At 69.5% G+C, this 24,562-nt stretch carries 21 protein-coding genes and 1 pseudogene; 13 read left to right on the forward strand and 9 right to left on the reverse strand.

Annotated elements, in window-relative coordinates; all coding sequences use genetic code 11:
* Window positions 1-4: 4 nt before the first annotated feature.
* The 9 genes from ACCP09_RS13075 to ACCP09_RS13115 all read left to right on the forward strand — a co-directional run bounded on the left by ACCP09_RS13075 (window position 5) and on the right by ACCP09_RS13115 (window position 9,851).
* Complete coding sequence (locus tag ACCP09_RS13075) at window positions 5-1,543, forward strand: class I adenylate-forming enzyme family protein (RefSeq protein ID WP_123686177.1); 1,539 nt, start codon at window positions 5-7, stop codon at window positions 1,541-1,543.
* An 85-nt stretch (window positions 1,544-1,628) separates the two neighbouring features.
* Window positions 1,629-2,207 (forward strand): TetR/AcrR family transcriptional regulator, encoded by a 579-nt coding sequence (locus tag ACCP09_RS13080; protein ID WP_123686178.1) that lies wholly within the window; start codon window positions 1,629-1,631, stop codon window positions 2,205-2,207.
* Window positions 2,208-2,447: 240 nt separating this feature from the next.
* Window positions 2,448-3,206 (forward strand): SDR family NAD(P)-dependent oxidoreductase, encoded by a 759-nt coding sequence (locus tag ACCP09_RS13085; RefSeq protein ID WP_433746205.1) that lies wholly within the window; start codon window positions 2,448-2,450, stop codon window positions 3,204-3,206.
* 107 nt (window positions 3,207-3,313) lie between these two features.
* Window positions 3,314-4,111, forward strand: coding sequence for an SDR family NAD(P)-dependent oxidoreductase (locus tag ACCP09_RS13090; protein ID WP_433746208.1), 798 nt, complete (start codon window positions 3,314-3,316; stop codon window positions 4,109-4,111).
* A gap of 29 nt (window positions 4,112-4,140) precedes the next feature.
* Window positions 4,141-5,313 carry a thiolase family protein gene (locus tag ACCP09_RS13095; RefSeq protein ID WP_433747041.1) on the forward strand — a complete coding sequence of 391 codons (1,173 nt, stop codon included), beginning with the start codon at window positions 4,141-4,143 and terminating at the stop codon, window positions 5,311-5,313.
* Between the two features lie 61 nt (window positions 5,314-5,374).
* Window positions 5,375-6,121, forward strand: a complete 747-nt coding sequence (locus ACCP09_RS13100; protein ID WP_433746211.1) for an SDR family NAD(P)-dependent oxidoreductase — start codon at window positions 5,375-5,377, stop codon at window positions 6,119-6,121.
* A gap of 17 nt (window positions 6,122-6,138) precedes the next feature.
* The gene (locus tag ACCP09_RS13105; protein WP_433746214.1) at window positions 6,139-7,302 is read left to right on the forward strand and encodes an acyl-CoA dehydrogenase family protein; all 1,164 of its coding nucleotides are present in this window, start codon (window positions 6,139-6,141) and stop codon (window positions 7,300-7,302) included.
* A gap of 139 nt (window positions 7,303-7,441) precedes the next feature.
* Window positions 7,442-7,852 carry an ester cyclase gene (locus tag ACCP09_RS13110; protein WP_231960846.1) on the forward strand — a complete coding sequence of 137 codons (411 nt, stop codon included), beginning with the start codon at window positions 7,442-7,444 and terminating at the stop codon, window positions 7,850-7,852.
* Window positions 7,853-8,111: 259 nt separating this feature from the next.
* The gene (locus ACCP09_RS13115) at window positions 8,112-9,851 is read left to right on the forward strand and encodes a chloride channel protein (RefSeq protein WP_433746218.1); all 1,740 of its coding nucleotides are present in this window, start codon (window positions 8,112-8,114) and stop codon (window positions 9,849-9,851) included.
* An 85-nt stretch (window positions 9,852-9,936) separates the two neighbouring features.
* Here ACCP09_RS13115 and ACCP09_RS13120 read toward each other — a convergent pair whose 3' ends face one another.
* The 3 genes from ACCP09_RS13120 to ACCP09_RS13130 all read right to left on the reverse strand — a co-directional run bounded on the left by ACCP09_RS13120 (window position 9,937) and on the right by ACCP09_RS13130 (window position 13,869).
* Window positions 9,937-11,169 carry an MFS transporter gene (locus ACCP09_RS13120; protein WP_433746221.1) on the reverse strand — a complete coding sequence of 411 codons (1,233 nt, stop codon included), beginning with the start codon at window positions 11,167-11,169 and terminating at the stop codon, window positions 9,937-9,939.
* A 454-nt stretch (window positions 11,170-11,623) separates the two neighbouring features.
* Window positions 11,624-12,937, reverse strand: coding sequence for an amidohydrolase family protein (locus tag ACCP09_RS13125; protein ID WP_433746224.1), 1,314 nt, complete (start codon window positions 12,935-12,937; stop codon window positions 11,624-11,626).
* Between the two features lie 50 nt (window positions 12,938-12,987).
* Complete coding sequence (locus ACCP09_RS13130) at window positions 12,988-13,869, reverse strand: isocitrate lyase/PEP mutase family protein (RefSeq protein ID WP_433746226.1); 882 nt, start codon at window positions 13,867-13,869, stop codon at window positions 12,988-12,990.
* A 174-nt stretch (window positions 13,870-14,043) separates the two neighbouring features.
* Between ACCP09_RS13130 and ACCP09_RS13135 the strand changes: the two genes are divergently transcribed.
* Window positions 14,044-14,553 (forward strand): winged helix-turn-helix transcriptional regulator, encoded by a 510-nt coding sequence (locus ACCP09_RS13135; protein WP_123686188.1) that lies wholly within the window; start codon window positions 14,044-14,046, stop codon window positions 14,551-14,553.
* Between the two features lie 107 nt (window positions 14,554-14,660).
* On the opposite strand, the gene ACCP09_RS13140 is transcribed toward ACCP09_RS13135, so the two are convergent.
* Entirely contained in the window at window positions 14,661-15,494 is an 834-nt protein-coding gene (locus ACCP09_RS13140) for an oxidoreductase (RefSeq protein WP_433746229.1), read from the reverse strand.
* Window positions 15,495-15,513: 19 nt separating this feature from the next.
* On the opposite strand from ACCP09_RS13140, the gene ACCP09_RS13145 reads away from it, so the two are divergent.
* A complete protein-coding gene (locus ACCP09_RS13145; protein ID WP_433746232.1) occupies window positions 15,514-16,083 on the forward strand; it encodes a TetR/AcrR family transcriptional regulator in 570 nt (189 codons plus the stop codon).
* A gap of 499 nt (window positions 16,084-16,582) precedes the next feature.
* Window positions 16,583-17,202 (forward strand): annotated as a pseudogene (locus tag ACCP09_RS13150) (citrate/2-methylcitrate synthase).
* A gap of 346 nt (window positions 17,203-17,548) precedes the next feature.
* Here the strand turns inward: ACCP09_RS13150 and ACCP09_RS13155 are convergent.
* The 4 genes from ACCP09_RS13155 to ACCP09_RS13170 all read right to left on the reverse strand — a co-directional run bounded on the left by ACCP09_RS13155 (window position 17,549) and on the right by ACCP09_RS13170 (window position 21,733).
* Window positions 17,549-18,352: an SDR family oxidoreductase gene (locus ACCP09_RS13155; RefSeq protein ID WP_433746235.1), complete on the reverse strand. Its 804-nt coding sequence runs from the start codon at window positions 18,350-18,352 to the stop codon at window positions 17,549-17,551.
* Entirely contained in the window at window positions 18,352-19,236 is an 885-nt protein-coding gene (locus ACCP09_RS13160) for an amidohydrolase family protein (protein ID WP_433746238.1), read from the reverse strand. Before ACCP09_RS13160 ends, ACCP09_RS13155 begins: the two co-directional genes overlap by 1 nt.
* Window positions 19,237-19,281: 45 nt before the next feature.
* A complete protein-coding gene (locus ACCP09_RS13165) occupies window positions 19,282-20,877 on the reverse strand; it encodes an AMP-binding protein (protein ID WP_433746241.1) in 1,596 nt (531 codons plus the stop codon).
* 79 nt (window positions 20,878-20,956) lie between these two features.
* Window positions 20,957-21,733, reverse strand: coding sequence for an AraC family transcriptional regulator (locus ACCP09_RS13170; protein ID WP_433746244.1), 777 nt, complete (start codon window positions 21,731-21,733; stop codon window positions 20,957-20,959).
* A 136-nt stretch (window positions 21,734-21,869) separates the two neighbouring features.
* Here ACCP09_RS13170 and ACCP09_RS13175 point away from each other — a divergent pair, with 136 nt between their 5' ends.
* Complete coding sequence (locus tag ACCP09_RS13175; protein WP_433746247.1) at window positions 21,870-22,796, forward strand: NADP-dependent oxidoreductase; 927 nt, start codon at window positions 21,870-21,872, stop codon at window positions 22,794-22,796.
* A gap of 210 nt (window positions 22,797-23,006) precedes the next feature.
* Here ACCP09_RS13175 and ACCP09_RS13180 read toward each other — a convergent pair whose 3' ends face one another.
* Complete coding sequence (locus tag ACCP09_RS13180) at window positions 23,007-24,560, reverse strand: nitrilase-related carbon-nitrogen hydrolase (protein ID WP_433746249.1); 1,554 nt, start codon at window positions 24,558-24,560, stop codon at window positions 23,007-23,009.
* Window positions 24,561-24,562: the final 2 nt, after the last annotated feature.

Here is a 24,562-nt window from a genome sequence, read left to right on the forward strand (position 1 = left end):
GAAAATGGACAGTTACACGGTGGCCGAGCTCCTGCGCAAATCGCGCCTGGCCGGCCGGGTCAACGAAGGCCGCGTGGCGGTCGTCTTCGAAAGCCGTGAGGTCACCTTCGACGAGCTCGACGAGCGGTCGGACCGGCTCGCCGCCGCCCTGCACGCCCAAGGTTTCGCCAAGGGCGACCGGGTCGGCGTTCTGCTTTACAACCGGGTCGAATGGGTGGAGCTCTTCTTCGCCGTCGCCAAGCTCGGCGGGGTGGTGGTGCCGCTCAACTACCTGCTCAAGGCCGGCGAGCTGCGCTACATCCTGGACGACTGCGCGGCGTCCTGGGTGGTGTACGAGCAGGCGCTGGAACCAGTGGTGAAGGAGCTGCGCGCCGGTGGGTCGGCTGCCCGGTACGTCGGCGTGGGCACCGCGGACGGAGATTTCGCGTACGAGGAGCTGATCTCGCGGGCCGGCCCGCCGCCGGAGGTCGAGGTCGCCTCGGGAGACCTGTTCCTGCTGCAGTACACCTCAGGGACCACCGGTGCGCCGAAAGGCGCGATGCACACCCATGCCACGGTGCTGTGGAACTCCTTCCACCAGGTCGTGGACTACGGCATCACCGCGGACGAGGTGTACCTGGTGGTGCCCGCATTGTGCTGGGCGGCGGGGTTCCACGACCTCGCCCTCGCGACGTTGTGGCGGGGCGGCCGGGTGGTGCTCTCGCCAAGTACCGGCTTCACTCCAGAACGGTTCCTCACCACCGTGGAACGGCACCGGGTGACGTCCGTGCTGCTGGTTCCCACGGTGCTCAAGCGTGTGCTCGGGCATCCCGGTCTCGGCGACCACGACGTCAGCTCGCTGCGCCTGATCTGCAGCGGCGGCGAACCGGTGCCGCTGACCGCACTGGCGGACGCCCGCCGCTTGCTCCCGTCCTGTGCGGTGCTGCAGGTGTACGGGATGAGCGAGTTCCCCACGATGATGACTTACGTACGGCCTGACGAGGCCGCGGGCAAGGCGGGCTCCGCCGGGCGCGCCTGCAGCGCGGCGGAGGTGCGGGTGGTGGATGAGCGCGGGCAGGACACCGCGCCGGGCGAAGTCGGCGAGATCATCTGCCGCTCGCCGGCCACGATGATCGGCTACTACGGCAAGCCCGACGCGACGGCCGCGACCCTCGAGGGCGGCTGGCTGCACACCGGTGACCTGGCCCACGTCGACGCGGACGGCTACCTCTACATCTCCGGCCGGTCGAAGGACATGATCATCACCGGCGGGCTGAACGTGTACCCGGCCGAGGTGGAACGCGTGGTCGCGCAGCATCCGGCGGTGCTCGAGGCCGCGGTGGTGGGTGTCCCGGACCCGGAGTGGGGCGAGGTCGGCGCGGCCATGGTGGTCCTGCGGCCCGGGTGCGAGCTCGGCGAGGAGGAGCTGACGCGGTACCTGAAAGGCGAGCTGGCGACCTACAAGATCCCTCGCCGGTTCACCTTCACCGACACGCTGCTGCCGCGCACGACCTCGGGGAAGGTGCAGAAGTTCCGGGTGCGGAAACTCCTGGATCTGCGATGACCACGCCTGAACGCCGGTAGCGCGCCTTCGGGCGATATCATGTGGATCGTTCGGTCCACGATCGGGAGTGAGGGCGGCGTCGGCTATGACGGTCACGAGTTTCGAGGCGAACAGGGCACGCGTGATCGGGATCGCGGCGGATCTGTTCGCCCGGAACGGCTACCACGGCACCGGGATGGCCGAGCTGGGGCAGGCGGTCGGGCTCGGCCGGGGCGCGCTCTACCACTACATCGGCAGCAAAGAGGCCGTGCTCTACGCGATCAGCAAGGAGCAGGTCGACAAGATGAACAGCTACGCCGAGGAGCTGCTCGACCAGGAGCTCGCTCCGGAGGAGCTGCTCCGGCAGATGGCCCGCGGGCTGCTGGCCAACATCGCCGAGCACCGCTCCGAGTGGGCCGTGTTCTTCCGCGAGTACACCGCGCTGACCGGTGAGCGCCGGGACCACGTCATCGCGGCCCGCGAACGGTACGAAAGCTACTGGCGGCAGGCACTGGACAACGGCGTGCGGGCGGGGGTGCTGCGCCAGACCCCGCGCCTGCTGGTGAAAGGGATCCTGGGCATGCTCAACTACACGTACCTGTGGATGGAGCCCGACGGCGAGCTGAAACCCGACGAGGTCGCGGACATGTTCCTCGACGCGCTGATCGACGGCATCCGGGCCTGAGGCGGATCTCGCGGCCGCCACGATTCCGCGCCCACCTGCCTTGCGGAAAATGTGACGTGTACCGTTCGGTACGAAACTGCTTGTCGTTGTTTCGCCTGCTCTGCTACAAACAGGGCACATCGGCTGCCCGCCAACGGGTTTCGGGACTGGGTCTCCCTCGCCGGGCCCTGGCGGCCGACCCGTTCTCCTTACCCTTCCGCGGCTTCCTGTGGCCGGTGTCGCCGACATGGAAGGAACGACATGCGAATCGACGACAGCGCTGCCCTGGTCACCGGCGGTGCGTCCGGGCTCGGCCAGGCGACGGCCCGCCTGCTGGCGGAGAAGGGGGCGCGGGTCTTCGCGCTCGACCTGCCCGCGGCGGTCGCGGCGGCCGCCCCGGTTGAGGGGGTGACCTATGTCGAGGCCGACGTCACCGACGCCGACCAGGTGCAGGCGGCCGTCGACAAGGCCGCCGGCGCGGGCGTGCCGCTGCGGATCGCGGTGAACTGCGCGGGGATCGCCCCGTCTGCCCGCGTCCTGTCCCGCTCGGGCAGGCACGACGTGGCCCTCTTCCGGAAGGTCCTCGACATCAACCTCACCGGCACCTTCACCGTGCTCGCCGTCGCCGCCGAGGCGATCGCCACGACCGAGCCGCTGGCGGACGGCGCCCGCGGAGTGGTGGTCAACACCGCGTCGGCCGCCGCGTTCGACGGGCAGATCGGGCAGGTCGCCTACGCCGCCTCCAAAGGCGGCGTCGTCGGGCTGACCTTGCCCGCGGCCCGGGATCTGGCGTCCTCGGGCATCCGGGTGATGACCATCGCGCCCGGCATCATCGACACCCCGATGATGGCCACCGTCGCCGAGGAGTACCGAGCCGGGCTCGCGGCCGGCGTTCCGTTCCCGTCGCGGTTCGGGCGGCCCGACGAGTACGCGCGGCTCGTCGCCACCATCGTCGAGCACGACTACCTCAACGGCGAAGTCATCCGGATGGACGGAGCGATCCGGATGGCGCCGCGGTAGGGAATCCGCCTGGGTGAGGGCGGGCCGAACTCTGCGCAAAGGCTTGTACTGATCGGTCTGTACAAGTATTCTTTCAAGTAGTCCAGCGTCGGATCCCGGGAGGAAACGTGGCCAGTAGCGCGGGGTGTGCCCTCGTCACCGGCGGAGCGGGCGGAATCGGCCGCGAGGTCGTCCGGCAACTCGCCGAACGCGGACTGCATGTCATCGTCGCCGACCTCGACGCCGAGGCGGCCCGCCGCGCGGCCGATGAAGCCGGAGCCGTCTCCTCGGTGGCCTTCGACGTGGGTGACGCCGGGGCCTGGAAAGTGGCGGTCGACGCCGTCGAGGCCGCGGGCGTTCCCCTCGCCGCACTGGTGCTGAACGCGGGCGTCGCACTCGGGGAAGCGGAGCTCCTCGACGTCGACCCCGCGGCCTATCGCCGTGCCTGGTCGGTGAACGTCGACGGCGTGGTCCACGGCTTGCGGGCTCTGGTGCCCCACCTGGTGGCCGAGGGCGGACGCGCGGTCGTGACCGCGTCACTCGCGGGCATGACCGCGGTGCCGTTCGATCCGGTGTACGCGATGACGAAGCACGCGGTGATCGGCTTGGTCCGGGGGTACGCGCCCACGCTCGCCGCCAAGGGCGTCGGGCTGCACGCGGTCTGCCCCGGCCTGGTCGACACGCCGATGCTGGGCGCCGCCCGTCCCGAGCTCGACCGGCTCGGGTTCCCGCTGGTCACCGTGCCCGATGTGGCGCACGCGCTGGTCTCGTGCGCCGTCGGCGACGACCCGAGCGAGGTCGTCGTCGTCCAGCCAGGCCGGGAGCCGGTGCCCTATCGCTTCGCCGGCGTGCCCGGCGGCCGCACGGGCAGCCCGATGCCCGCCCTGCCGTCCCGGCTGCCGATCGGCACCCGCCGGTCGGTGTGAACCCGCCCCAGGGAGGAACCATGACACCAGTGCGCGACGCGGTCATCGTCGACGTTGTGCGCACGCCCGTCGGCAAGGGGAAGAAGGGCGGTGCGCTGTCGCACGTCCACCCCGTGCACCTGCTCGCCGACGTCCTCACCGCCCTCGTCCAGCGCGCCGATCTCGATCCGGCCCTGGTCGACGACGTGATCGGCGGTTGCGTCACCAAGGCGGGGGAGCAGGCGATCAACCCCACCCGCAGCGCCGTGCTGGCCGCGGGCTTCCCGCCCTCGGTGCCGGCGACCACGATCGACCGGCAGTGCGGTTCGAGTCAGCAGGCCGTGCACTTCGCCGCACAGGCGATCCAGGCCGGCGCGGCCGACATCGTGATCGCCTGCGGTGTCGAATCGATGTCGCGGGTGCCGATGCACTCCGACGCCCAGGGTGCCGACCACCTCGGCACCCGGATCGCGGAGCGGTTTCCCGGTGGCGGACTCATCGGCCAGGGGCTGTCCGCCGAGCTGATCTGCGCCCGCTGGCAGCTGGACCGCGACGAGCTGGACGAGTTCTCCGCGGTCTCGCACCATCGCGCAGCAGCCGCGCGGGATGCCTTCGCGCCCGATCTGATCACCGTCACCGACGCGCCCGAGGTGGTCGTCGACGAGACCGTCCGGCCGGGGACCACGGTCCAGACGCTCGCCGGGCTCCGGCCGTCCTTCGTGGACGAAGTGGCTGTGCGGCGGTTCCCCGAGATCGACTGGAAGATCACGCCGGGCAACTCCTCGCCGCTGACCGACGGTGCGGCGGGCGTCCTGCTGATGAGCGCGGAGAAGGCCGAGCAGCTGGGCCTGACCCCGCGGGCGCGGGTGCACTCGATGGCCGTTGTCGGGGACGACCCGATCGTCATGCTCATGGGCGTCGTGCCGGCCACCCGCGCCGTGCTCGAGCGCGCCGGGCTGACCGCCGACGACATCGACCTGTTCGAGGTGAACGAGGCGTTCGCGCCTGTGCCGCTGGCCTGGATGAACGATCTCAAGGTGGAGCACGACCGGCTCAACGTGCACGGCGGTGCCATCGCGCTCGGCCACCCGCTGGGCGCCAGCGGCGCCCGGATCATGACGACTCTCGTCGGCGCGCTGGAGCGTCGCGGGGCCCGCTTCGGGCTCCAGACGATGTGCGAGTGGGGCGGCATGGCCAACGCCACGATCGTCGAGCGGATCTGACCCTCTCTTTCCGATAAATGTCACACACCTATTCGTATAGACCGATCGGTACAATACTGTGATGGATGCAGACGACAGCATGACGGGCGAGCGGGTGGCCCTGGTCACCGGCGCCTCCCGCGGTATCGGAGCCGGCATCGCGCAGCAGCTTCTCGACCGGGGCCTGCGGGTCGCGGGTACCTACCGGACCGGCGGTGAGCTCGTCGAGAAGCTCGCCGCGGTCCACCCGGACCGAGTTCTGCCGGTGCCCTTCAACCTCGCCGCGCCCGAGGGCGCCAGGGCGGTGATCGAGCAGGTCACCGGCCAGTGGGGCCGGCTCGACACGCTCGTGCTCAACGCCGCGGTGTGGCAGGGCGGCAAGCTCGCCAAGATCGATCTCGACGACTGGTGGCAGGTCGTCGAGGCGAACCTGAGAAGCACCGCCGCGCTCGTCCAGGCCGCGATCCCGTGGCTGACCCAGGGGGCGACCCCCGGCGTCGTGCTGGTCGGCTCCGCGGTCGGCTCCGTGGGTTTCCCCGGCGACACGGCCTACGCGAGCGCCAAGGCGGCGGCCGTGGGCTTCGCCCGCTCCCTGGCGAAGGAACTCGCGCCCAAGGGGGTGCGGGTCAACGTGCTCGCGCCGGGCTTCGTCGACACCGACATGACGTCGGCGATCCCGGACGTGGCCCGCGCCAGGATCGCCGATGCCACGCTGCTGGGGCGGTTCGGCACGGTCGAGGAAATCGCCCGTGCCGCGGTTTTCCTGGCCGAGGACGCGACGTTCTGCACAGGTGCGGTGCTCGCCGCCGACGGCGGCTGGACGCTTTAGATCCCAAGGAGGAAATGATGAACGCAGGCCTGCCCGCCGAGGAGTACCGGAAGCTGCGCGACAGTGTGCTCGCCACGATCTGGGACGAGCTCGACCCGCTGGAACACCAGATCGAGGACACCGAAACCATTCCCTACGACATCGTCATGCCCGCGCTGCGTTCGTGTGGCGCGTTCGGCCTGATCGTGCCCCAGGAGTACGGCGGCGCCGGGCTGTCGATGGCGCAGTACCTGCCGATCCTGGCCGAGTTCGCGAAGATCCAGGGTGGCATCCGGGCCATCGTGCACGTGCACAACTCCTTCGCGCACGCCCTTTCCGAGATCGGGAACGATGCTCAGAAGAAGGAGATCCTGCCGGGCGCGGCGACCGGCGAGAAGTCGCTGGCCTTCGCGCTCACCGAGCCGGGCAACGGGACCGGCGCCGACCTGTCGACCACCGCGCGGCGCGAGGGTGACGAGTACGTGCTCAACGGGCGAAAGTGGCTCATCACCAACTCCGACATCGCCTCGCACTTCCTGGTGTTCGCCAAGACGTCCGACAAGGACGTTTCGGCGCTCATCGTGCCGCGCGACACCCCCGGGTTCTCCATCGCGCCGCTGCCGGAGACGATGGGTTGCAAGGGTGCCGAGCACGGCGAGCTGACGTTCGAGGATGTGCGGGTGCCGGTGTCGGCTCTGGTCGGCGCCGAGGGGGAGGGTGGCGCGCACCTGGAGCGGGCGCTGGAGATCAGCCGGGTGTTCATCGCCGCCTCTTCGCTGGGCACGGCGTCGCGGGCGCTGGAGCTGTCGCTGAACTACGCGCAGGAGCGGGTCACGTTCGGCAAGCCGATCGCGCAGCGCCAGGCGATCCAGCGCTACCTGGCCGAGATGGCCGCCGACGTGTACGCGTTGCGCGGCATGCTGGCGGACGCGGCGTCCAAATGGGACAGCGGCAAGCGGATCCCGGCCGAGTCGTCACTGGTCAAGCAGTTCGGCCTGGAGGCTGTCGGCCGGGTCACCGACCGCGCGCTGCTGGTGCACGGCGGGATCGGCTACACGCGGAAGTACCCGATCGAACGCCTCTACCGCGACGCGCGCCTGAACTGGCTGGAGGAGGGCACGCCCACCATCCAGTACATGGTGGCCGCCCGGGAACTGCTCGGCGGCTACACATTCGAGGACGCCTTCACGGTCGCGGGCTGACCACCGAAACGACAGATCCGGCCGGGCACCTTGGGTGCCCGGCCGTTGTCGTGTGGCGGTGCTCGCAAAAAGCTGGGCTGCGAAGGCGGGACCGCTTATGTTTGACAGTGTTGTCAAACATAGCTCAAGGAGGTTGCCGGTGAACTCGGTGGAAGTGGTCGAGTCCTTCTGGCGCGACGTGTGGAACGCGGGCAACCCGGACGCCGCGGACCGCTACGTCGTCGAGGACTTCGTCATCACGAACGCGGGCGAGCGCATCGAAGGGCGCGAGAACTTCAAGGCGTGGATCCGGGCGTTCCGGGAGAAGATCGACGACTTCAGGCTGGAAGTCATCGAAACGTTCCAGAACCACGACGGCAGCCGTGTGGCCTCGCGCTGGCGGGTGCACGGCCGCAACAAGGGAATGCTCGGCACCGAGCCGGACGGACGGCCGATCTCGTTCAGCGGAACCGCGGTGTGGGAGGTGCGCGAAGACGGCAAGCTGCTGCACAACCACGTCGAGCGGGCTGCGTGGGAACTCTTCCAGCGTCTGACCCCGCAGTCGGCCTGATCGTGCGTCGCGGGCCCGCCGACCGTGGCGGTCGCGAGGTCTCCCGGCACGGTCGAACGCGTCCCGTCCCCACCGGCGCCGGCCGTGTTCCGGTGGCGGACGGTTGTGGTCCGCTCCGCGCTGCCGCCGCTGTCGCTTTCGGACACACGGCGGCCGCATCCAAGCTGACTGCGGGCGGCCCGAATGGCCGGATACCGGCGCCGTCGGCCGGGGCCTTTCCCCGATGACGCGAAGATGGCCCGCGGCCTTGGTGCTCGCGGTGATCGCGGGTGCCCTGGCCGGCGCTTCCGGTGTCGCTCTCATCCAGACCGTGGCGGAATGCCGGTGGCTGCTGCACGGTGCGCCGGTGCCGGTGGTTCTTCTCGCCCCGGCAGTGGCAGCGCTGGCCTACGGGCCGTTGCTGGCGGTGTGCGCGCCGGAGGCCGGGGGCGGCGGGGTTCCGCAGGTCCGGCGAGCGCTCGCGACGGCGGAGCCACTCCGTCCCCGCGTCGCGGGCGTCAAGGGGATTGCCGCCGGTCTCACCCTCGGCTCCGGCGGATCGGCCGGGAGCGAGGGCCCGATCATCCACATCTCCGCGGCACTCGGCTCGGCGCTGGTGCGGCTGCCGCGAGTACCGGCCACGCTGGTGCGATCGACGGTGGCGTCCGCCGTGGCGGGCGGTGTCGCCGGGTCCTTCCAGGCGCCGATGGCCGGCGTCGTCCTGGTCGTGGAAGTCCTGCTGACCGGCGTGAGCCCGCTCGAGCTGGCCGCGATAGTGGCCGGGGCCGTCTCCGGAACCACGGTCGCCTGGGCCCTGCCGGGAGAGCCACTGCGGCTGCCCGGACCGGACATCGCCGGGTTCGGCCCGCACCTGGCCACCGTGCCGGTGGCGCTGCTCGCCGGGGTCGCCGGGGTCCTGCTGATCTGGAGCCTTCACGTGGTGCGGCGGGCAGCCGATCTGGTGTGGCGGTGGTCCGAGTGGGCGCGCCCGGCTGTCGGTGGGGTGCTGATGGGCGCGGCTGTCCTCGCGGTGCCCCAGGTGGGTGGGATCGGGCAGGACGTCATCACCCACACGGCCAGGGGATCCGGAAGCACCGGCGCCCTGCTCCTGTTGGCGGCCGCCAAGATCCTCGCGACGAGCGTCACCCTCGGCGTCGGCGGGGTGGGTGGCACCATCGGTCCGACGCTGTTCGTCGGCGCGGCCGTAGGCGCCGCGTTCCCGGTACCGGGGGCGGCCGTCGTGGGAATGGCCGCCTGCCTCGCGGCCGGGGCCCGTGCGCCGGCCACGGCGGTCGTGCTGTCGGCCGAGCTGAGCGGGCCAGGCCTGCTGTCGTCGCTCGTGCCCGCCGCGGTGATCGGCTGGGTCGTGGCGCTGCTGCTGTCCGGAGGCAGCATCTTCGATCCCGGTAGAGTTGCCCGGCGCGGGACAGGAAGGAGTTTCATGGCCGGGGTTCGGCAGTTCGACGAGCGAGTGGCGCTCGAGCGCGCGCTCGATGTCTTCGCCGAGCGGGGGTTCCGCGCGACGTCGATGCTCGACCTCGCCGCGGGCACCGGTGTCCAGCGTGGCTCGCTGTACCACGCCTACGGGGGCAAGGAGGAGATCTTCCTTCGTGCCTTCGGCGAATACACCGACCGCTTCCTCGCCGGCGCCCGTGACGCGCTGAACGGCCCCGACAAGCGGACCGCCCTGCTGTCCTTCTTCGACTACTGCATCGCCATGTTCTCAGCCGGCTCCCCGTCCCGCGGCTGCCTGTCCACCCGCACGGCCGTCGAGGCCGCGACGGACTCTCCCCGGGTGGAAAGCGCGGTCCGCGTGATGCTGGACAAGCTGGAAGACCTCGTCCACGACGCGCTCGTCACCATCGACGACGGCGTGGAACTGGCCGCCGACACCAGGGCGGTCGCGCGCTTGGTCGTCACCACCACCCGCGGCATCGCCGTGCTGGAACGGGTGGACCACACGCCTGACGAGCTCCACGCCATCGCCGAAACACTGGTCACCACGCTCGTGGGCCGGTAGCCCCGCGGTTCCGACCGCGGGGCCCGGCTCTGGATCAGCGGTTTTCCGGACGTCGATGCCGTACGCGGCGGCCGCCGCCCGCCGCTCAGTGCCGGCGTGGCGTGAACAGGAGCGCGGTGAACGTGATCGCGCACGCCAGGACGATGTACAGGGAGATCACCCAGGAGCCACCGAAGCCGGCGAACAGGGCCGCGGCGATGAACGGCGCCGGGCCGCTGGTGATCAGCCCGCCCACCTGGTACGCGACCGAGACGCCGGTGTAGCGGTGCTCGGCGTCGAACAGCTCAGCCAGGAAGCCGGCCATGGCGCTGTAGCTCAGCGCGTGGCCGACGCAGGCGAACAGGAACATCGCGATGAGCACCGCGGCGGGGGCGCCGCTGTCGATCAGCCAGAAGAACGGGAACGCGGCGAGGGCCGAGTAGACCGCCCCGGCCAGCAGGACGTTCCGCCTGCCGATGCGGTCGGCGAGGACGGCCACCAGCGGCACTGCGGCGATGTCCAGCAACGAGGCGACGATCAAGCAGGTCAGTACCGTGCTGCGAGAGATGCCGGCCTCGCCGGGGCCGTACGACAGCACGAACACGGTCACCACGTAGAAGGGGATGTTGGAAGCGGCTTGGGCGAACAGACCGACGAGAACGGAGCGGAGGGAACGTCGCAGGGTGTCCTTCAGCGGGAACTTCGACACTTCCCGGGCCTGCGACACCTGCTCGAACTCAGGCGACTCGCTGAGGCGGGAACGCACGTAGAAGCCGACCGCGATGAGCACCGCGCTGGCCAGGAACGGCAGGCGCCAGCCCCACGACAACAGTTGGTCCTTCGGCAGTTGCTGCACCGCGAGGAACGCCGCGGCCGACAGCACGAGCCCGGCCGGGACGCCGGCCTGCGGCCAGCTGCCGTAGAAGGCCCGCCGCCGCGGCGGAGCGTGTTCCACCGCCATCAGCACGGCGCCACCCCATTCGCCGCCGACCGCGAAGCCCTGGATCAGCCGGACGAGAACCAGCAGCAGAGGCGCGGCGAGGCCGATCTGGGCGTAGGTGGGCAACACGCCGATAGCGACCGTCCCGCCGCCCATCAACAGCAGGGACAGGATCAGCATCCGCTTCCGGCCGAGCCGGTCGCCGAAGTGCCCGAACACGATACCGCCCAGCGGGCGCGCGACGAAGGCGACGCCGAACGTCGCGAAGGCCGCGAGAGTCCCGGCCAACGGGCTCAGGGTGGGGAAGAACTGGGTGTTGAACACCAGGGTCGCCGCCGAACCGAACAGGAAGAAGTCGTACCACTCGATCGCCGTTCCGACGAAGCTGGCGAAGGCCACGCGCGCAGGGTTGACCCGCGCCGCCTGTTGTTGCTCGACCACCATCATTACCTCCAACGACTTCGGGGGAGATTCGCTTCACCACGCGGCGCTTTGTACCGGTCGATCTGATCCGTTCCGGCGGTGGGGCCGACCGGGTGGATGCCGCCTGCCCCGCACGAGAGCTGGGGCAGGAGGCGGACGACGCGCCCACGATCCTGGGGAGCAGTGGCGCGCGACGTTGCCTGAACTATAGGCATATTGACCGGTCGGTACAAGACACTGAAGGAAAGGGTGCCCGTGTATTTCGGTCGGGGTGTGGCGGTGGCGGCCTAATGCCCGCGACGCGGCGGTCCCGGCGTCACGGTGGGGTCCGAGTGGTGTGATGGCCCGCCGGGGGAGCCGTACTCGGCTGGTCGCACTTACAAGCGGCCGGCACCGCGGGTTACCGCAGGGGCGCCGATCGGGCAACGGGTCACTCGCCGTCGGTTCGCCACTGCCGCCGCAGACGTTCGCGGTCCACGACCCGCCCCTCGAGCACGACATCGGCGATGCGGCGGGTGTTGGTGATGTCCGCGCGCGGGTCGGCGTCGAGGACCAGCAGATCGGCCCGCTTGCCGACCTCGATGGTTCCCCGGTCGGTCAGCCCCAGCAGGTGGGACGAGCGCCGGGTGGCGAATTCGATGGCCTCGAGCGGGGACAGGCCCGCCTCGACCAGCGCTTCGAGCTCCCGGTGCTCGGCGAGCCCTGGGAGCTGCGCGAGCAGGCCCGTGTCGGCCGAGTAGACGAGCCGGACGCCGGCTTGGTGCAGGGTGGCGAAGTTCTCCTGCAGGCGACGGTAGGTCTCGCCGGTGTCGAACAGTGGCTCCCCGCCTCGCGCCTGCATCCGGCCACGCAGCTCCTCGATGGCTGTGGCCGGCAGCGTCTCCCGCACCGCCGGATCGTCCAGCCATTCGGTGCGCGTCGGGCCCTGCACGCTCATCGAGGTGAAGACCGCGGTGTCGCGCTCGACGAGTCGTTCGATCAGCTCCTGGTCGGGACCTGGGCTGCGGGGCATGTGGGCGAGGATGTCGGCACCGGCGTCGAGCGCGACCTTCGCGTCCTCGACGGTGTAGATGTGCGCCGCGGCCTGGATGCCGTGCTGGTGGGCTTCGTCGACGATCTCGCGGCACGCCTCCGGCGACAGCTTGGCCGCGGCACCGCCCCGGTCGTCGATCCAGAACTTGACCGCGTCGACCTTCCGTCCCGCGAGCTCGCGCACGAAGGCCCGCCCGTCGGCCGGGTCGGTCACCTGATGCACCGCGTCGACGGCGAAGAACGGCGCGCCACTGGCCTGCCCGGGGCCGGGCGCCGCGACCAGGCCGGAACCCGCGGTGAAGAAGGTCGCCAGATCCGGGTCGTCGAGGGTTCCGGAGCGTTGCTCGTCGCGGATGGCGATCTCGATGCCGTTCCGGTCGGTTCCGAGGCACTGGAACGTGCTGATGCCGTAGTAGGCGAACCGGCGGAGGTGGTCGAGGATGTTCTCGCGCGAATAGAAGCCCGGATCGCAGGCAGCATCTCGCATGTAGCCGATGTGCCCGTGCGGGTTGACCAGGGTGGGAATGACCGTTTTGCCCCGCAACGAGACCACTTTCGCGCCGGTGAGGTCACCGGCGGGCGCCTGACTGAGGCCGGTGATGCGTCCATTCTGGACAGTGATCACGGCGTCGTCGAGAACCGTGGTGCCGTCGCCTACGATCACCCGCGCGTCGGTGAATGCGGTGGCGCCGGTGCGATTGTCGTTGTTCATGGGGTTACTGTCTTTCGTCAGAACGGACTGGGAATGCGGGGCTGGAGGCGTCACTGGTACCGGGCGGCGCGTCGCTCGTAGGCGGCGTAGTCCATAAGGGACTCAAACGTGTGCTGCCCCAGCATCAGGTCGCCTATGTCGGCGACCTCCCGGCCCTCCTTGAGTGCGTCGAGAACCGCTGTGACGCTCTTGGCCGCCGCGCCGATGAGGCTGTACCACAGCAGGAGGATGTCCGCTCCGGCGTCGGCGTACTCCTCGAGCGTGCTGCCGGGGCGGTCGCCGCCTGGAGCGTCGAACAGGTCCGCGGCCACCATGACGGGGGCGTCGATGCGCGAGCGGACCTCCTTCAGCTTGGCCGCGGGAATCGCGGGAGCGAAAACCGCGTCGGCCCCGGCCGCGACATAGCTCTGCAGGCGGGTGACGGCATCGTCGATGTCCCGGTGCACCCAGGCCGCGTCCGACCGAGCGATGATCTGGAAGGTCGGATCTGTGCGGGCGTCCAGCGCCGCCCGGATGCGCTTCGCCATCCGTTCGGGAGACATCAGTCCCGCTGGTCGCGACGTGTGCTTGCCGCCGAGGTTGTCCTCGATGTGGATACCCACTACGCCGGCGACTTCGAAGGCCCGTACCGTCCGCCAGATGTTCTCGGGCCCGTAGAAGCCGTTCTCGCCGTCCACCAGCACGGGCAGCTCGGTCGCCTCCACGATCCGGCGCGCCGCGTCCACCATTTCGGTCAGCGTGAGCAGCCCGACGTCCGGCTCCCCGAACGTGCTTGCGGCAGCGGCGAAACTGCCGAGGTAGGTCGCGGGGAAACCGGCGCGTTCGACGAGCTTCGCGGTCAAGGCGTCGTAGGCGCCCGGAAGCACGAGGGGCCCGGGAGACCGGACGAGCTCGGCGAAGGCCGCGCGGCGCTGGACTGGGGTCGACGGCACGATGGGCCTCCTTGATGCGAAGTGCGGACGGTTCGCACGCCCGTGGCGCGCTGGGAGTGCTGCAAGGCTGCTGACTTGCTTTCAGCAAGCTAGCATCGCTGGATTTCTTCGTGCAACCCAGCGTGGCGGCCAAGCTGGCTAGCTGGGAGCTACCCAAGTGGGTACGATGGTGGTGTGCCCAAGACGCTCGGCAAGGACTCGACTTGCTCCATCGCCCGGACGCTGCAGGTGCTCGGCGACAGCTGGACGCTGCTGATCGTCCGGGAGGCGATGCTGGCGGGCTCGACGCGGTTCCAGGAATTCCGGGAGGAGCTGGGGATCGCGCCGAACATCCTGGCCAAACGGCTCGCGCAGCTCGTGGACGAAGGGCTCATGGAGCGGCGGACCTATCGGGAGCCGGGGCTGCGGGCCAGGGAGGAGTACGTGCTCACCGAAGCCGGCCGCGGCCTGAACGTGGTCATGGCGGCGCTGGCGAGCTGGGGCCGCGCCTACCGGCCGCGTCCCGGCGGCACCTCGCCACGCTTCACCCTGGAAGATACGGGCACGGCCGCGCAACTGGCGTTCGTCACACCGGACGGTCAGTGTGTGCCGCCCGCACAGCTGACCGCCCGGAGGACCGACGACGCCGCGCTCGACGCCATGCCGGGGACCGCGGACGGGATGCAGGCTGCCCAGGCGAGCTGACGGCGGCCGGGCGAGGGCTTGTCCATCCCGCCGACGGTTCGGCGAAAGCAGGCTTCCGCGGGTTTCGGGCCTCGGGGCGCACCCGGGGCCCGAAACCCCGGGGAGCGTCACGCCGCCTTGACGGTCCCGCCGTCGATCACGAGGTCCGTGCCGGTGATCCAACGCGCCTGCGGCCCGAGGAGGAACGCGACCGCGTCGGCGATTTCATCGGCTTCCCCCATCCGGCCGAGTGCGATGCCCATGCTCGCGGGCACGCCCTCGTCCAGTACCTGCTCGCGAGTGGTGCCCGACGCGTTGGCCATGCTGTCGCCGAGACGGCCGTCATCGGTCCAGCCCGGCGTGCGGACGGGCCCGGGCGACACGGCGTTCACCCGGACCCCTCGCGGTGCGAACTCCTCCGACAGCGCCGTCGTGAGGTTGGTCAGCGCAGCTTTGTGCGCGGAGTAGTCCACGACCATCGGGAACGGCAGCCGTGCGTTGATCGACGACACGTTGACGATCGCTCCGCCGCGTTCCAGCAGTGCCGGCAGCAGTGTGCGCGTGAGGCGCACGGCCGACAGGACGTTCGCGTTGAAACCCTGCTCCCACTGCGCGTCGGTGACGTCGAGGAACGAACTCCGGGCCTCGAACTGCCCGACGTTGTTGACCAGCACGTCGACCCGGCCTTGCTGCAGTGCGGCAGCAGCGAGCGCCTCGACCCCCTCGGCGGTCGCGAGATCCGCGCGGACCACGGTCAGGTTGTCACCCCGCTCTGGCGTAGCCGAGCGCGAACCCGTGACGACCCAGTAGCCGTCCTTGCGCAGGCGCTCGACGACCGCAGCGCCGATGCCCTTCGTGCCACCGCTGACGACGGCCACCTTGTTGCCCATCACTGCCTCCCTTTTGGGAGCGATCGCTCCCGTATGGATCAGGACAGTACAGCGGGAGCGATCGCTCCACAACTGGGGTACTCTGGGGTGCGTGGCACGGTCCCGGCAGTTCGACGAGGGGGAAGTGGTCGCGCGCGCGACGGAGCTGTTCCATCGGCGCGGCTACCACGCCACGTCCACCCGCGACCTCGGGGAGGCGCTCGCCCTCAACCCGAGCAGCCTCTACCGGACCTTCGGGGACAAGCACGCGCTGTTTCTGCGCGCTCTGGACCACTACCAGGCGTCGGAGTCCGCACGCTGCACCGCCGCACTGGAGGACGACCGGCCCGTCCGCCTCGTGTTGCGCGAATGGCTCTACTCGATGGTCGAGCCGACCGACTTGCCAGGCTGCCTGGTCATCCATACCGCCACTGAACTAGGCACGGACGACCCGGAAACCAGTCGGCGCGTGGATGCGGCATTCCAAGGCGCGACGGCCGCAATCGCCGCGTTGTTGCGTCGTGGGATCGCCGCCGGTGAACTGGCTGCCGACCTCGATGCTGAGGCCACCGCCGACCTGCTGTTCACCACCCTCGCCGGGCTGCGGGTACGCCACCGCGCGGGCCACGACCTGCAACGGCTGCGCGCGGCGGTCGACCAGGTGCTACGCGTGCTCGGCTGACCCGTTGGTGTGGCCACCGTCGGCAGCCTGGTTTGCGCGGCGCGGCGCAGTGGATTCGAGATGCCAGACCCCTGGCGCTTCGCGTACGACGAGGAATTCGGGCACTTTCACCGAGCCGGCAGGCCGGTGATCATCACGTTCTGGACATGGCGCCCACGTCGCCTCACGAACAGTTCTGGCGAGTGAGTGTGCCCGGAGCGACCAGCGCCTCAAACCACCCGTTTGCCTCGTCACGGGATTCTGACGATGAAGCCACCCCCGGAAGTGAGCTCAGGAAAGACATTCGGGAAGCACCCACGACGATCGGATGGCCGAGTCCGGCCAGCGCGTCGAGGTTGGCCGGCAATTGCCAGTTGTGCACGGGGTTCCTTGGCGAAGGCCAGTCCAGGGTCGAAAGCGATCTGATCGAGGTGGACCCCGGTGGTGACGGCAGAGTCACGACCCACGCGCACCCCGCCGACGCGATCAGCCATCCCCGGGTCGGCGAGGCCGCCGGACGCTGCTAGGACACGACCTCGCCCAGGATGTGATGGGACAGGTGTCCTTCGGCGAGCTGGCCGTCTGGCTGGCCACCCAGCGCCGCCCCGAAGCCGGTGAGGTCCGGGTCTGCTCGGTGGCGGTTCGCGATTCCTCGGCGTGACCGAGGACTGCGGGCGGTTCCTGGCCGACGTGTTGTCCACAGTGGAGGAGATTCCGCCGGATGACGCGGGCTGGGACGAGCTGGCCCTGCGGACGGTGCGCACCCAGCGGAAAGCCGGACGCTTCATCCCCGGGCTGGGTCACCACGTGCACAAGCAGGGTGACCCCCGCACGCCGCGGCTGTTTCAGATCGCTCGCGAAGAGAACCGGTTCGGTCCGCACCTGGCGCTGTTCGAGGCGATCGGCCGCGTGCACCCGCAGGTGCTGGGCAAGACACTGCCCCTCAACGGCGCCGGCGTCTGTGGCGCCGCGCTGGCCGATTTGCACCTGCCGCTGCCGCTGCTGCGCGGATTCGCCTTGCTGGCCCGTACCGCGGGGCTGATCGGGCAGCTGGCCGAGGAGCTGCGGCGCCCGGTCGGCAACGAGATCTTCCTGTCGGTCGACCTCAACAACCGGCCGGTGCCACCGACACCGTCTTGAGGCCGCCGCCGCATCGGCTTCCCGTCAACAGGACAAGGTGATCCTCCGTAATGGACTTGAGACCCGAGAGAGAGACGAAACCATGTTCGTCGCTATGAGTGTCCGGGGCTTCCTCGACCGAACCTTGTCCGGGACGCGTTCCAGGTCGTGGAGCTTCTCGAGGAGAGGTGAGCCGGTCTTCTCACCCGCCCTTCTCGACGGGCAGGCGGGCCGACCTGCCCGGTGCCGGGGGTGTGTGCATCTGGTGTGGCCCCTCCTCGGCGATGTGACCATCCCGCGGACGGGCCACAGGCACGAGCGTGTTGCGTGGGCAGCACGGTCCGAGTTGCCCCAGTGCCGGAGAGGGTCACTCCGAGGCGGGCGGCGAATCGAAGCTCGCGCCCATCCCGATACCGGCCCCGCCGTCGACGGGAATGACCGCGCCGGTGACGAATCTCAGGTTCGGTGACACGAGCGCACCGGCCACGTCGGCGAACTCGCGGGGCTCCCCGATGCGTCCCATCGGCAACCCGCTCCCCAGGCGAGCCTTGGAGAGTTCCGGCTGCCTGTCGAGCGTCCTGCCCAGCAGCGGGGTGTCGAAGTAGCCGGACAACAGGGTGTTGACGGTGATGTCGTGCTTCCCGACCTCCAAGGCCAGGGTCTTGGCGTAACCGATCACCGCGGACCACACCGCCACGGGCGCCGCCATGCCGACGGCCGGGCGCTCGACGACACCCGAGACGACGTTGAGGATGCTGCCCCCTTCGGCCGTCATGTGCGGCAGCGTCGCTCGCACGGACCGGACAACGTAGAAGAAGTGGCGTGCGAACGCTTGCAGCCACACGTCGTCGGTGAGTTCCGAGATCCGGCGGATCGGCGGTCCACCGTCGTTGGTGACCAGGACGTGGACAGCCTCACCGAACCGCGCGAGCGTTTCGGCCGTGACCCGCTCGAGGTCGGCGTCGACCGAGCAATCGGCGGCAAGCCCGAGGACCCGATCCTGGCCGTACCTGCCGGCAAGTTGTTCCGCGGCGGCCGAGATCTTCTCCGCGCGACGCGCGAAGATCGTGACGAAGGCGCCTTCACGCAAAAGGCGATCGGCGATCGCGAAGCCCAGGCCATCGCTGCCACCGCCCACGATGGCCACCTTCCCGGTCAGTCCCAGGTCCATCACTCGACTCCGATTGAGGTAAGGAACGATTCGGCGTTGCCCGAGAACACGTCGTCGAGAACGTCCGACGAGAAGCCCTGCTCGCGCCACTCCTCCACCAGCCGTTCGTGGCTGAGCATCGGGTAGTCGGCGCCGAAGAACACCCGCTTGCGGAGCCGTTTGCCGATCTCGCGCTTGAGTTCGTCGGGGAAGTAGCGCGGAGACCAGCCGTGGAGCTCCATCCAGACGTTCGCCTTGTGGAGTGCGACTGCGATCATCTCTGACTGCCAGGGCCACGCCACCCGCGCGGCGATCACGTTCAGGTCGGGATGAGTCGCTGCGATGCGGTCGACGTACCGGGGGTGGCAGCCCTCGAGTGTGATGCCCATACCGCCACGGGTTCCGGCGCCGGTCGCGGACATGCCCACATGAACCAACACCGGACGGTTGGCCTCGATGCACAGGTTGAGGCAGGTCTCCCACTCCGGCTGGTCTGGTGGGCCGGCCGGGGTGAACGAGTGAACCGTCAGTCCGATCAGTCCGGGTCCCTCACTCAGGCAGCGCTCGAGCTCCTTGACGTGAGCGGGCTGCGTCGGGTCGATGCCGATCCAGTTGCCGAGCACGACGTCGGGGTGCTTGTGAGCGAAGTCGAAGGCGTAGTCGTGCTGATCTCGTAGCGCACCGGCATCCATCTTGTACGTGTACGCGAAGTCGAGCATCACCTTGGCGTTGGCCTGACGAAACTGCGCTGCTTGCTCCTCGTCGCTGACGAAGTTCATGCCCCACTTGAAGTAGCCCCGCAGGGCCTCCCGGTCCTCGGCGGTCTCGTACGGGCTCCCCTTCCAACCTCGCTCGGTGCCCCAGTGGGAGTGGAAGTCGATCAGCCGGGGTGGCGGTGTCGTCAATGCTGTTTACCTTTCGTGACTGGTTGACGGAAAGATGTGGGAGTGTCAGTTGACTTTGCGCGCCGGGTCGCTCCAATAGGGTGCGCGCAACGCTTTCTTGTCCACTTTTCCCACCGGCGTCTGGGGAAGCGAGTCGACGACCACGACCTTCTTGGGCGAATACATCGAGCCCTTGACCTGCTTCACGAAGGACTGGAGGGCGAGGACGTCGACGTCCTGCCCAGGGCGCGCGACCACGAACGCGGTGACGATCTCGCCCCACCTGTCGTCGGGCACGCCGATCACCGCCGCCGAGCCGACCGAGGGGTGCCCTGCCAGAGCGGCCTCGACTTCGCTCGCGTAGATGTTGAAGCCGCCGGAGATGATCATGTCTTTCTTGCGGTCGATGATGTAGAGCAGGCCCTCGTCGTCCTGGCGGGCGAGATCTCCGGTGTGCAGCCATCCGCCCTTGAGCGCTGCCTCCGTCTCCTCGGGAAGGTTCCGGTAGCCGAGCATGACGCCGCGGTTGCGCATGGCGATCTCACCCACCTCGCCCACGGGAACGTCGTGACCGTCCTCATCGATCAGCCTGACGCGGTTGCCGACCACGGGACGACCACAGGAGGCAAGCCGCTCCAGGCTCGTGGTCTCGTGCGCGGCCTTGGGCAGGACCGTCCCGATGCCGGTCGACTCCGTCTGCCCGTATATCTGGGAAAAGACCGGACCGATGCGCTCACGAGCCTCGGCCAGGCGCACCGGAGACATCGGCCCGGTGGCGTACCAGATCACCTCGAGGCTGGACAGGTCTCTCGTCTCCGGGCGCTCCTCGTCCAGCAGCGTGTAGATCATCGTCGGAATGCCGGTGACGCAGTTGATGCGTTCTGCCTCGATGATGTCGAGGAATCGGCCGGGATCGAAACCCTGCTCGATCACGACGGTGCCCCCACGAAGCAGCGTCGGGAGGACACCGAGCCCGGCGGCATGGGTAAGCGGAGCCGGGGCCAAGTACCGCGGCAAGTGCGGCTGTTCGAAATCGGCCATGTGCGCACAGACCATCTGCACCATCGACCGATGAGGCTGCATCACGCCCTTGGGCCTACCGGTCGTCCCGCCGGTGTACTGCAGCCACGCGAGGTCCGTCTCGGTGGCCGGACCAGGAACAAGTGGTCGAACTGCGTAGGACTCGCCCTCGGGCAGGCCACCCGCAGCCGGGATCACCATCAGGTGTCTCAGCGAGCCGACCTCGGCGAGGACCTGGCGCCCGTGCTCCGCCAGGGGCGCGGTCACCACCAGCACCGTGGCTTCCGCGTCCTCGCAGACGACGATGTGGTCCTCGACCGAGGCCAGGGCCTGAAGACCGGTGAAGCGCGCGCCCAAGAGGTACGTCGCGGCCTGGACGATCCATGACTCGGGCATGTTCGGACTGAGCATGGTGACGCCCGCTCCGAGCCCCACTCCGCGATGGGCCAGCGCGGCCACGTACTGCGAGACGAGATCTCGGACCTGAACGTAAGTCAGCCGCCGGTCACCGGCGACGAAGGCCTCGGACGAGCTGTGCCGGGTGAGTGCCTGCACGATCAGGTCACCCAGCGTCACCCCGGAGGAGGCCGTTGCGGCTGTCGCCGAAGCGGAAGCGCTGTGCTCGTGGACGGGATGGGACATGCCTCAACGATGGGCGGTGACTCGGCGGACGTGCCACCGATATTTCGCCAGCAATTACGGGTAACCCGCCACGCTGAGGCTACTCTCGAGTTGCGCGGGCCGTAGTGCGGTAGTGACCGGGTGTCTGGCCGACGAGATCGGTGAAGGCTTCGATGAAGCTGCTCGGGTTTGCCCAGCCCAGTCGTATCGCCGTGTCGGTGACCGAGGCGCCTCCGCCGAGTTCGAGCAGTGCCCGCTGAATGCGCAGCAGCGTGCGCCACTGGCGAAAGCTCATCGACAGTTCACTGCCGAACAGCCTGCTGAGGGTTCGTTCGCTCGAGCCGGTTCGGTGCCCCAGCTCCGCCAGGGTCGCCGGGCTGGCCGGGTCGGCGTGCAGCAGGTCGGTGACGGCCTTGAGGCGGGTGTCGCTCGGCTCCGGGAGACGCAGTGGTTCCCGCCGGGCGCGAGCGAGCTCCGCGATGACGACCTCGAGCAACAGATCCGCGCGGGGGCTGTCGGCCGGGTTGTGCTCGCTGAGCAAGGCCAGGTAGGCCTCGCGCATCAGCGCACTGGCAACGAACACCGAGGGTTCCGCCGGCAGTCGCTCGGCCAGTTCCGCCGGAACCCGGAGCAACCGGACATCGGTCTCGCCGTACGAGCGACTGCTGTGTACGTGGAACGGGGGCACCCAGGTGATCCGGCTCGCCGGCGCCACCCAGGTGCCGACCTGGGTCGTGGTGACCAGCGCTCCGGAAGCGGCGTACCTGAGCTGCCCGAAGTCGTGGAAGTGCGCGGCGACGTCCGCGCCGTGGGCCAGGGGCTCGCAGACCGCCGAATCGTCGGTCCAGAACACCGGCTCGCCGACAGGTTCGCTCATGGGTACTCAGCCTAACCGCGTTTGGCGGGTTACCGGGATTTTCTGTCGCGACACCGGTGGTACGCCGTCGTTGAAACGGTCATCGTCGAGGTGGAAAGGCGGCGCTTCCGTCCGCACACCCCGAACCAGGAGAGTCATGCGAGCCATCACCCAGCAGCAGTTCGGCGGTCCCGAGGTGCTCACCATCGTGGACACGCCCGAGCCCCGCGCCTTGCCGACCGAGGTGCTCGTCCGGGTCAAGGCGATCGGGCTGAACCCGCTGGAGGCGCGCCTGCGCGCCGGCGAGTTCCCGCTGCTCGGCCGGCCGCCGTTCATCCTCGGCTGGGACATCAGCGGCGTGGTCGAACAAGCGCTGACGTGGCGGTGGCGGCCCGGCGACGAAGTGTTCGGCATGCCGTTGTTTCCCCGGGCGGCCAACGCCTATGCCGAAATCGTCGCAGCGCCGGCGTTGCATCTGGCGCGCAAGCCGGCGTCACTCTCGCACACCGAGGCAGCGGCGCTACCGGTGGTCGGACTGACAGCGTGGCAGGGCCTCGTCGACCTCGCCGGCGTGACCGAGGGCGACCGCGTCCTGATCCACGGCGGGGGCGGTGGAGTCGGCCACGTCGCGATCCAGCTCGCGAAGGCACTCGGCGCGCACGTGATCACGACCGCCAGCGGGAGCAAGCGGGAGTTCGTCGAGGGACTCGGCGCCGACGAAGTGATCGACTACACCGCGGTCGACTTCACCGAGACCGTCCGGGACATCGACGTCGTGCTCGACACGCTCGGCGGCGACACCGGCAAACGCTCACTCGGAGTGCTCCGCCCAGGCGGGCACCTGGTGACAGCGGTCGCCGACGAGGACACGGAACTCGCCGCCGAATACGAGGCGGCCGGCATGCAGTTCAGCGGCATCGCGGTCGACCCGGACCCAGTCGCCCTGCGAGGACTCGCCGAACTCGCCGAACAGGGCAAGCTCCAAGTCCACGTGCAGGAGACGTTCCCGTTCGAACGCATCGCCGACGCACACCGGCTGCTCGACCACGGTCACCTCCAAGGCAAACTCGTCCTCACAATCTGATCGGCGGCGGCATCTCCCTCGAAATGCCTTGTCGGGGAAGGGAAAACCACGCGGCCGCCGCGCGGCTCCGCCCGGAGTTCCCGGTGGGCGGAGCCGCGCGCCGGGCTACTCGGCGTGTGCGGCAGCCGTCCGCAGACCGTAGCCGCGCTCGTAAAGCGGATGTGGAGTGTCGTCGCCGAGCTGCGCCTCGACATCGTCGACGGACGGTTCCTAGCGCGCGATCGGTTCCGGCTCCCTCGCGGTGGCGGGCTTCGGCGTTCTGGACGCCGGAGGATGCTGCCGGAAGAAGACGGAACCGATGAGGACCACCGTGCCGGCCAGGCACAGCCAGGCGAAGGCGTCCCCGATCACTCGGTACGGCGTGGTGACGCCGTGGACCGGCACGTCGACCAGCCACAGGTCCTGATCGATCAGCGTGTTCTGGGTGGACAGCGTGTTGCCGTGGCTGTCGAACGCCACCGACCAGCCCACGTAGTCCTGCCGGATCAGCGAGTAGCCGTTCTCGATGGCGCGCAGACCGGCCATTTCGGAATGCGTGCGACCGATCTCCGGCCAGTCACCGCCGGGCACCAGCATGATGTCGGCGTCCGCGTGCATCATCGCCGGGAAGTCGGCGTCGTAGCAGATCACGCTGGAGAGGCGGCCGTAGGGCGTGTCGACGACCGGGGCGACACCGCCGCCGGGCCGGTACGGCTCCAGGCCGGGAACCGGGTGCGACTTCTGATAGGTCCACAGGACAGCGCCGTCCGGGCCGATCAGGTGGGTTTCGTCCCGGCTGTCCCGCGGGCTGGGCAGGTGGACGTTGTCGGCGACGAGCAGGTAGATCCGCTCCTGCCGGGCGATGTCCTGCGCCCGCGAGAGGAGCGCGGGCAGGCCCGCATGGGAGACGTAGGCCGCGTTCTCCGACCAGACGACGATCTTCGCGCCGGCCCGGGCCGCGTTCCTCGTCCTGGCGAACAGGTCGTCGATCACGGCGGCGGACTCCGGTCTCACCGTGTCGGGATCGAACCGCGGCAGCGCGCCCTGCCCCCGGGTCACCTCGACGTCCGGACGGCCGAGAGCCGCCATCTGGTCGCGGATCAGGCCCATGTTCGCGTTGAGACCCGCGATGCGGACGGTCTGCGTGGTGTCCACCGGGAACCACGCCATCCGTGCCGCGCCGCCGACCACCACGACGGCGAGGACGGCGACGTAGCCGCCCACCACGCGCGCGGTGCGCCACGACGGCGGGTGCGCCCAGGTCCAGTTCACCACGGTGGCGCATCCACCGACGAGGAAACCGATCCCGTACGAGCCGGTCACGGAGGCCACCTGCGACAACGCGAGGTTGCCGAACTGGGTGTTGGCGAGCAGGCCGACGACCGTGCCGAACGGCGCGAACGTGCCCAACAGGAACTCGGACACCACGACCGCCATCGGGAACAGCAGCAACTCACCGGCCGTGCCGAGCCGCGGCGCGACCAGCCGGTCGGCGATGTAGGGCAGCGCGAGCACGACGCCGAAGGTCAGACCGGCCAGCACTGTCATCCCGGTCATCGGCACGGCCATCTGCCAAATCCAGAACATCGCCCCGGCCCAGGACACGAGCCACACCAGGACCAGGCCGCCGACCGGGCGGCTGGTGCGCGCGAAGCGCAGCAGGAACACCGGGAACAGCCACGCGGCCACTGGGATGTCCCAGCGACCGCCCACGGCGAACAGGGCGGCCACCGCGCCGACGACCAGCCACAACCAGCGTCGTCGATCGTTCGAGACGTTACTCATCG

This window comes from Amycolatopsis sp. 3B14, from assembly GCF_050958625.1.
GTDB lineage: Bacteria > Actinomycetota > Actinomycetes > Mycobacteriales > Pseudonocardiaceae > Amycolatopsis_E > Amycolatopsis_E thermoflava.

What these genes read in the sequence shown, in the direction of transcription:
- ACCP09_RS13075 (WP_123686177.1), top strand. Translation starts at nt 5, where the DNA reads ATGGACAGTTACACGGTGGCCGAGCTCCTGCGCAAATCGCGCCTGGCC.
- ACCP09_RS13080 (WP_123686178.1), top strand. Translation starts at nt 1,629, where the DNA reads ATGACGGTCACGAGTTTCGAGGCGAACAGGGCACGCGTGATCGGGATC.
- ACCP09_RS13085 (WP_433746205.1), top strand. Translation starts at nt 2,448, where the DNA reads ATGCGAATCGACGACAGCGCTGCCCTGGTCACCGGCGGTGCGTCCGGG.
- ACCP09_RS13100 (WP_433746211.1), top strand. Translation starts at nt 5,375, where the DNA reads ATGGATGCAGACGACAGCATGACGGGCGAGCGGGTGGCCCTGGTCACC.
- ACCP09_RS13105 (WP_433746214.1), top strand. Translation starts at nt 6,139, where the DNA reads ATGAACGCAGGCCTGCCCGCCGAGGAGTACCGGAAGCTGCGCGACAGT.
- ACCP09_RS13125 (WP_433746224.1), bottom strand. Translation starts at nt 12,937, where the DNA reads ATGAACAACGACAATCGCACCGGCGCCACCGCATTCACCGACGCGCGG.
- ACCP09_RS13155 (WP_433746235.1), bottom strand. Translation starts at nt 18,352, where the DNA reads ATGGACCTGGGACTGACCGGGAAGGTGGCCATCGTGGGCGGTGGCAGC.
- ACCP09_RS13165 (WP_433746241.1), bottom strand. Translation starts at nt 20,877, where the DNA reads ATGTCCCATCCCGTCCACGAGCACAGCGCTTCCGCTTCGGCGACAGCC.
- ACCP09_RS13170 (WP_433746244.1), bottom strand. Translation starts at nt 21,733, where the DNA reads ATGAGCGAACCTGTCGGCGAGCCGGTGTTCTGGACCGACGATTCGGCG.
- ACCP09_RS13175 (WP_433746247.1), top strand. Translation starts at nt 21,870, where the DNA reads ATGCGAGCCATCACCCAGCAGCAGTTCGGCGGTCCCGAGGTGCTCACC.
- ACCP09_RS13180 (WP_433746249.1), bottom strand. Translation starts at nt 24,560, where the DNA reads ATGAGTAACGTCTCGAACGATCGACGACGCTGGTTGTGGCTGGTCGTC.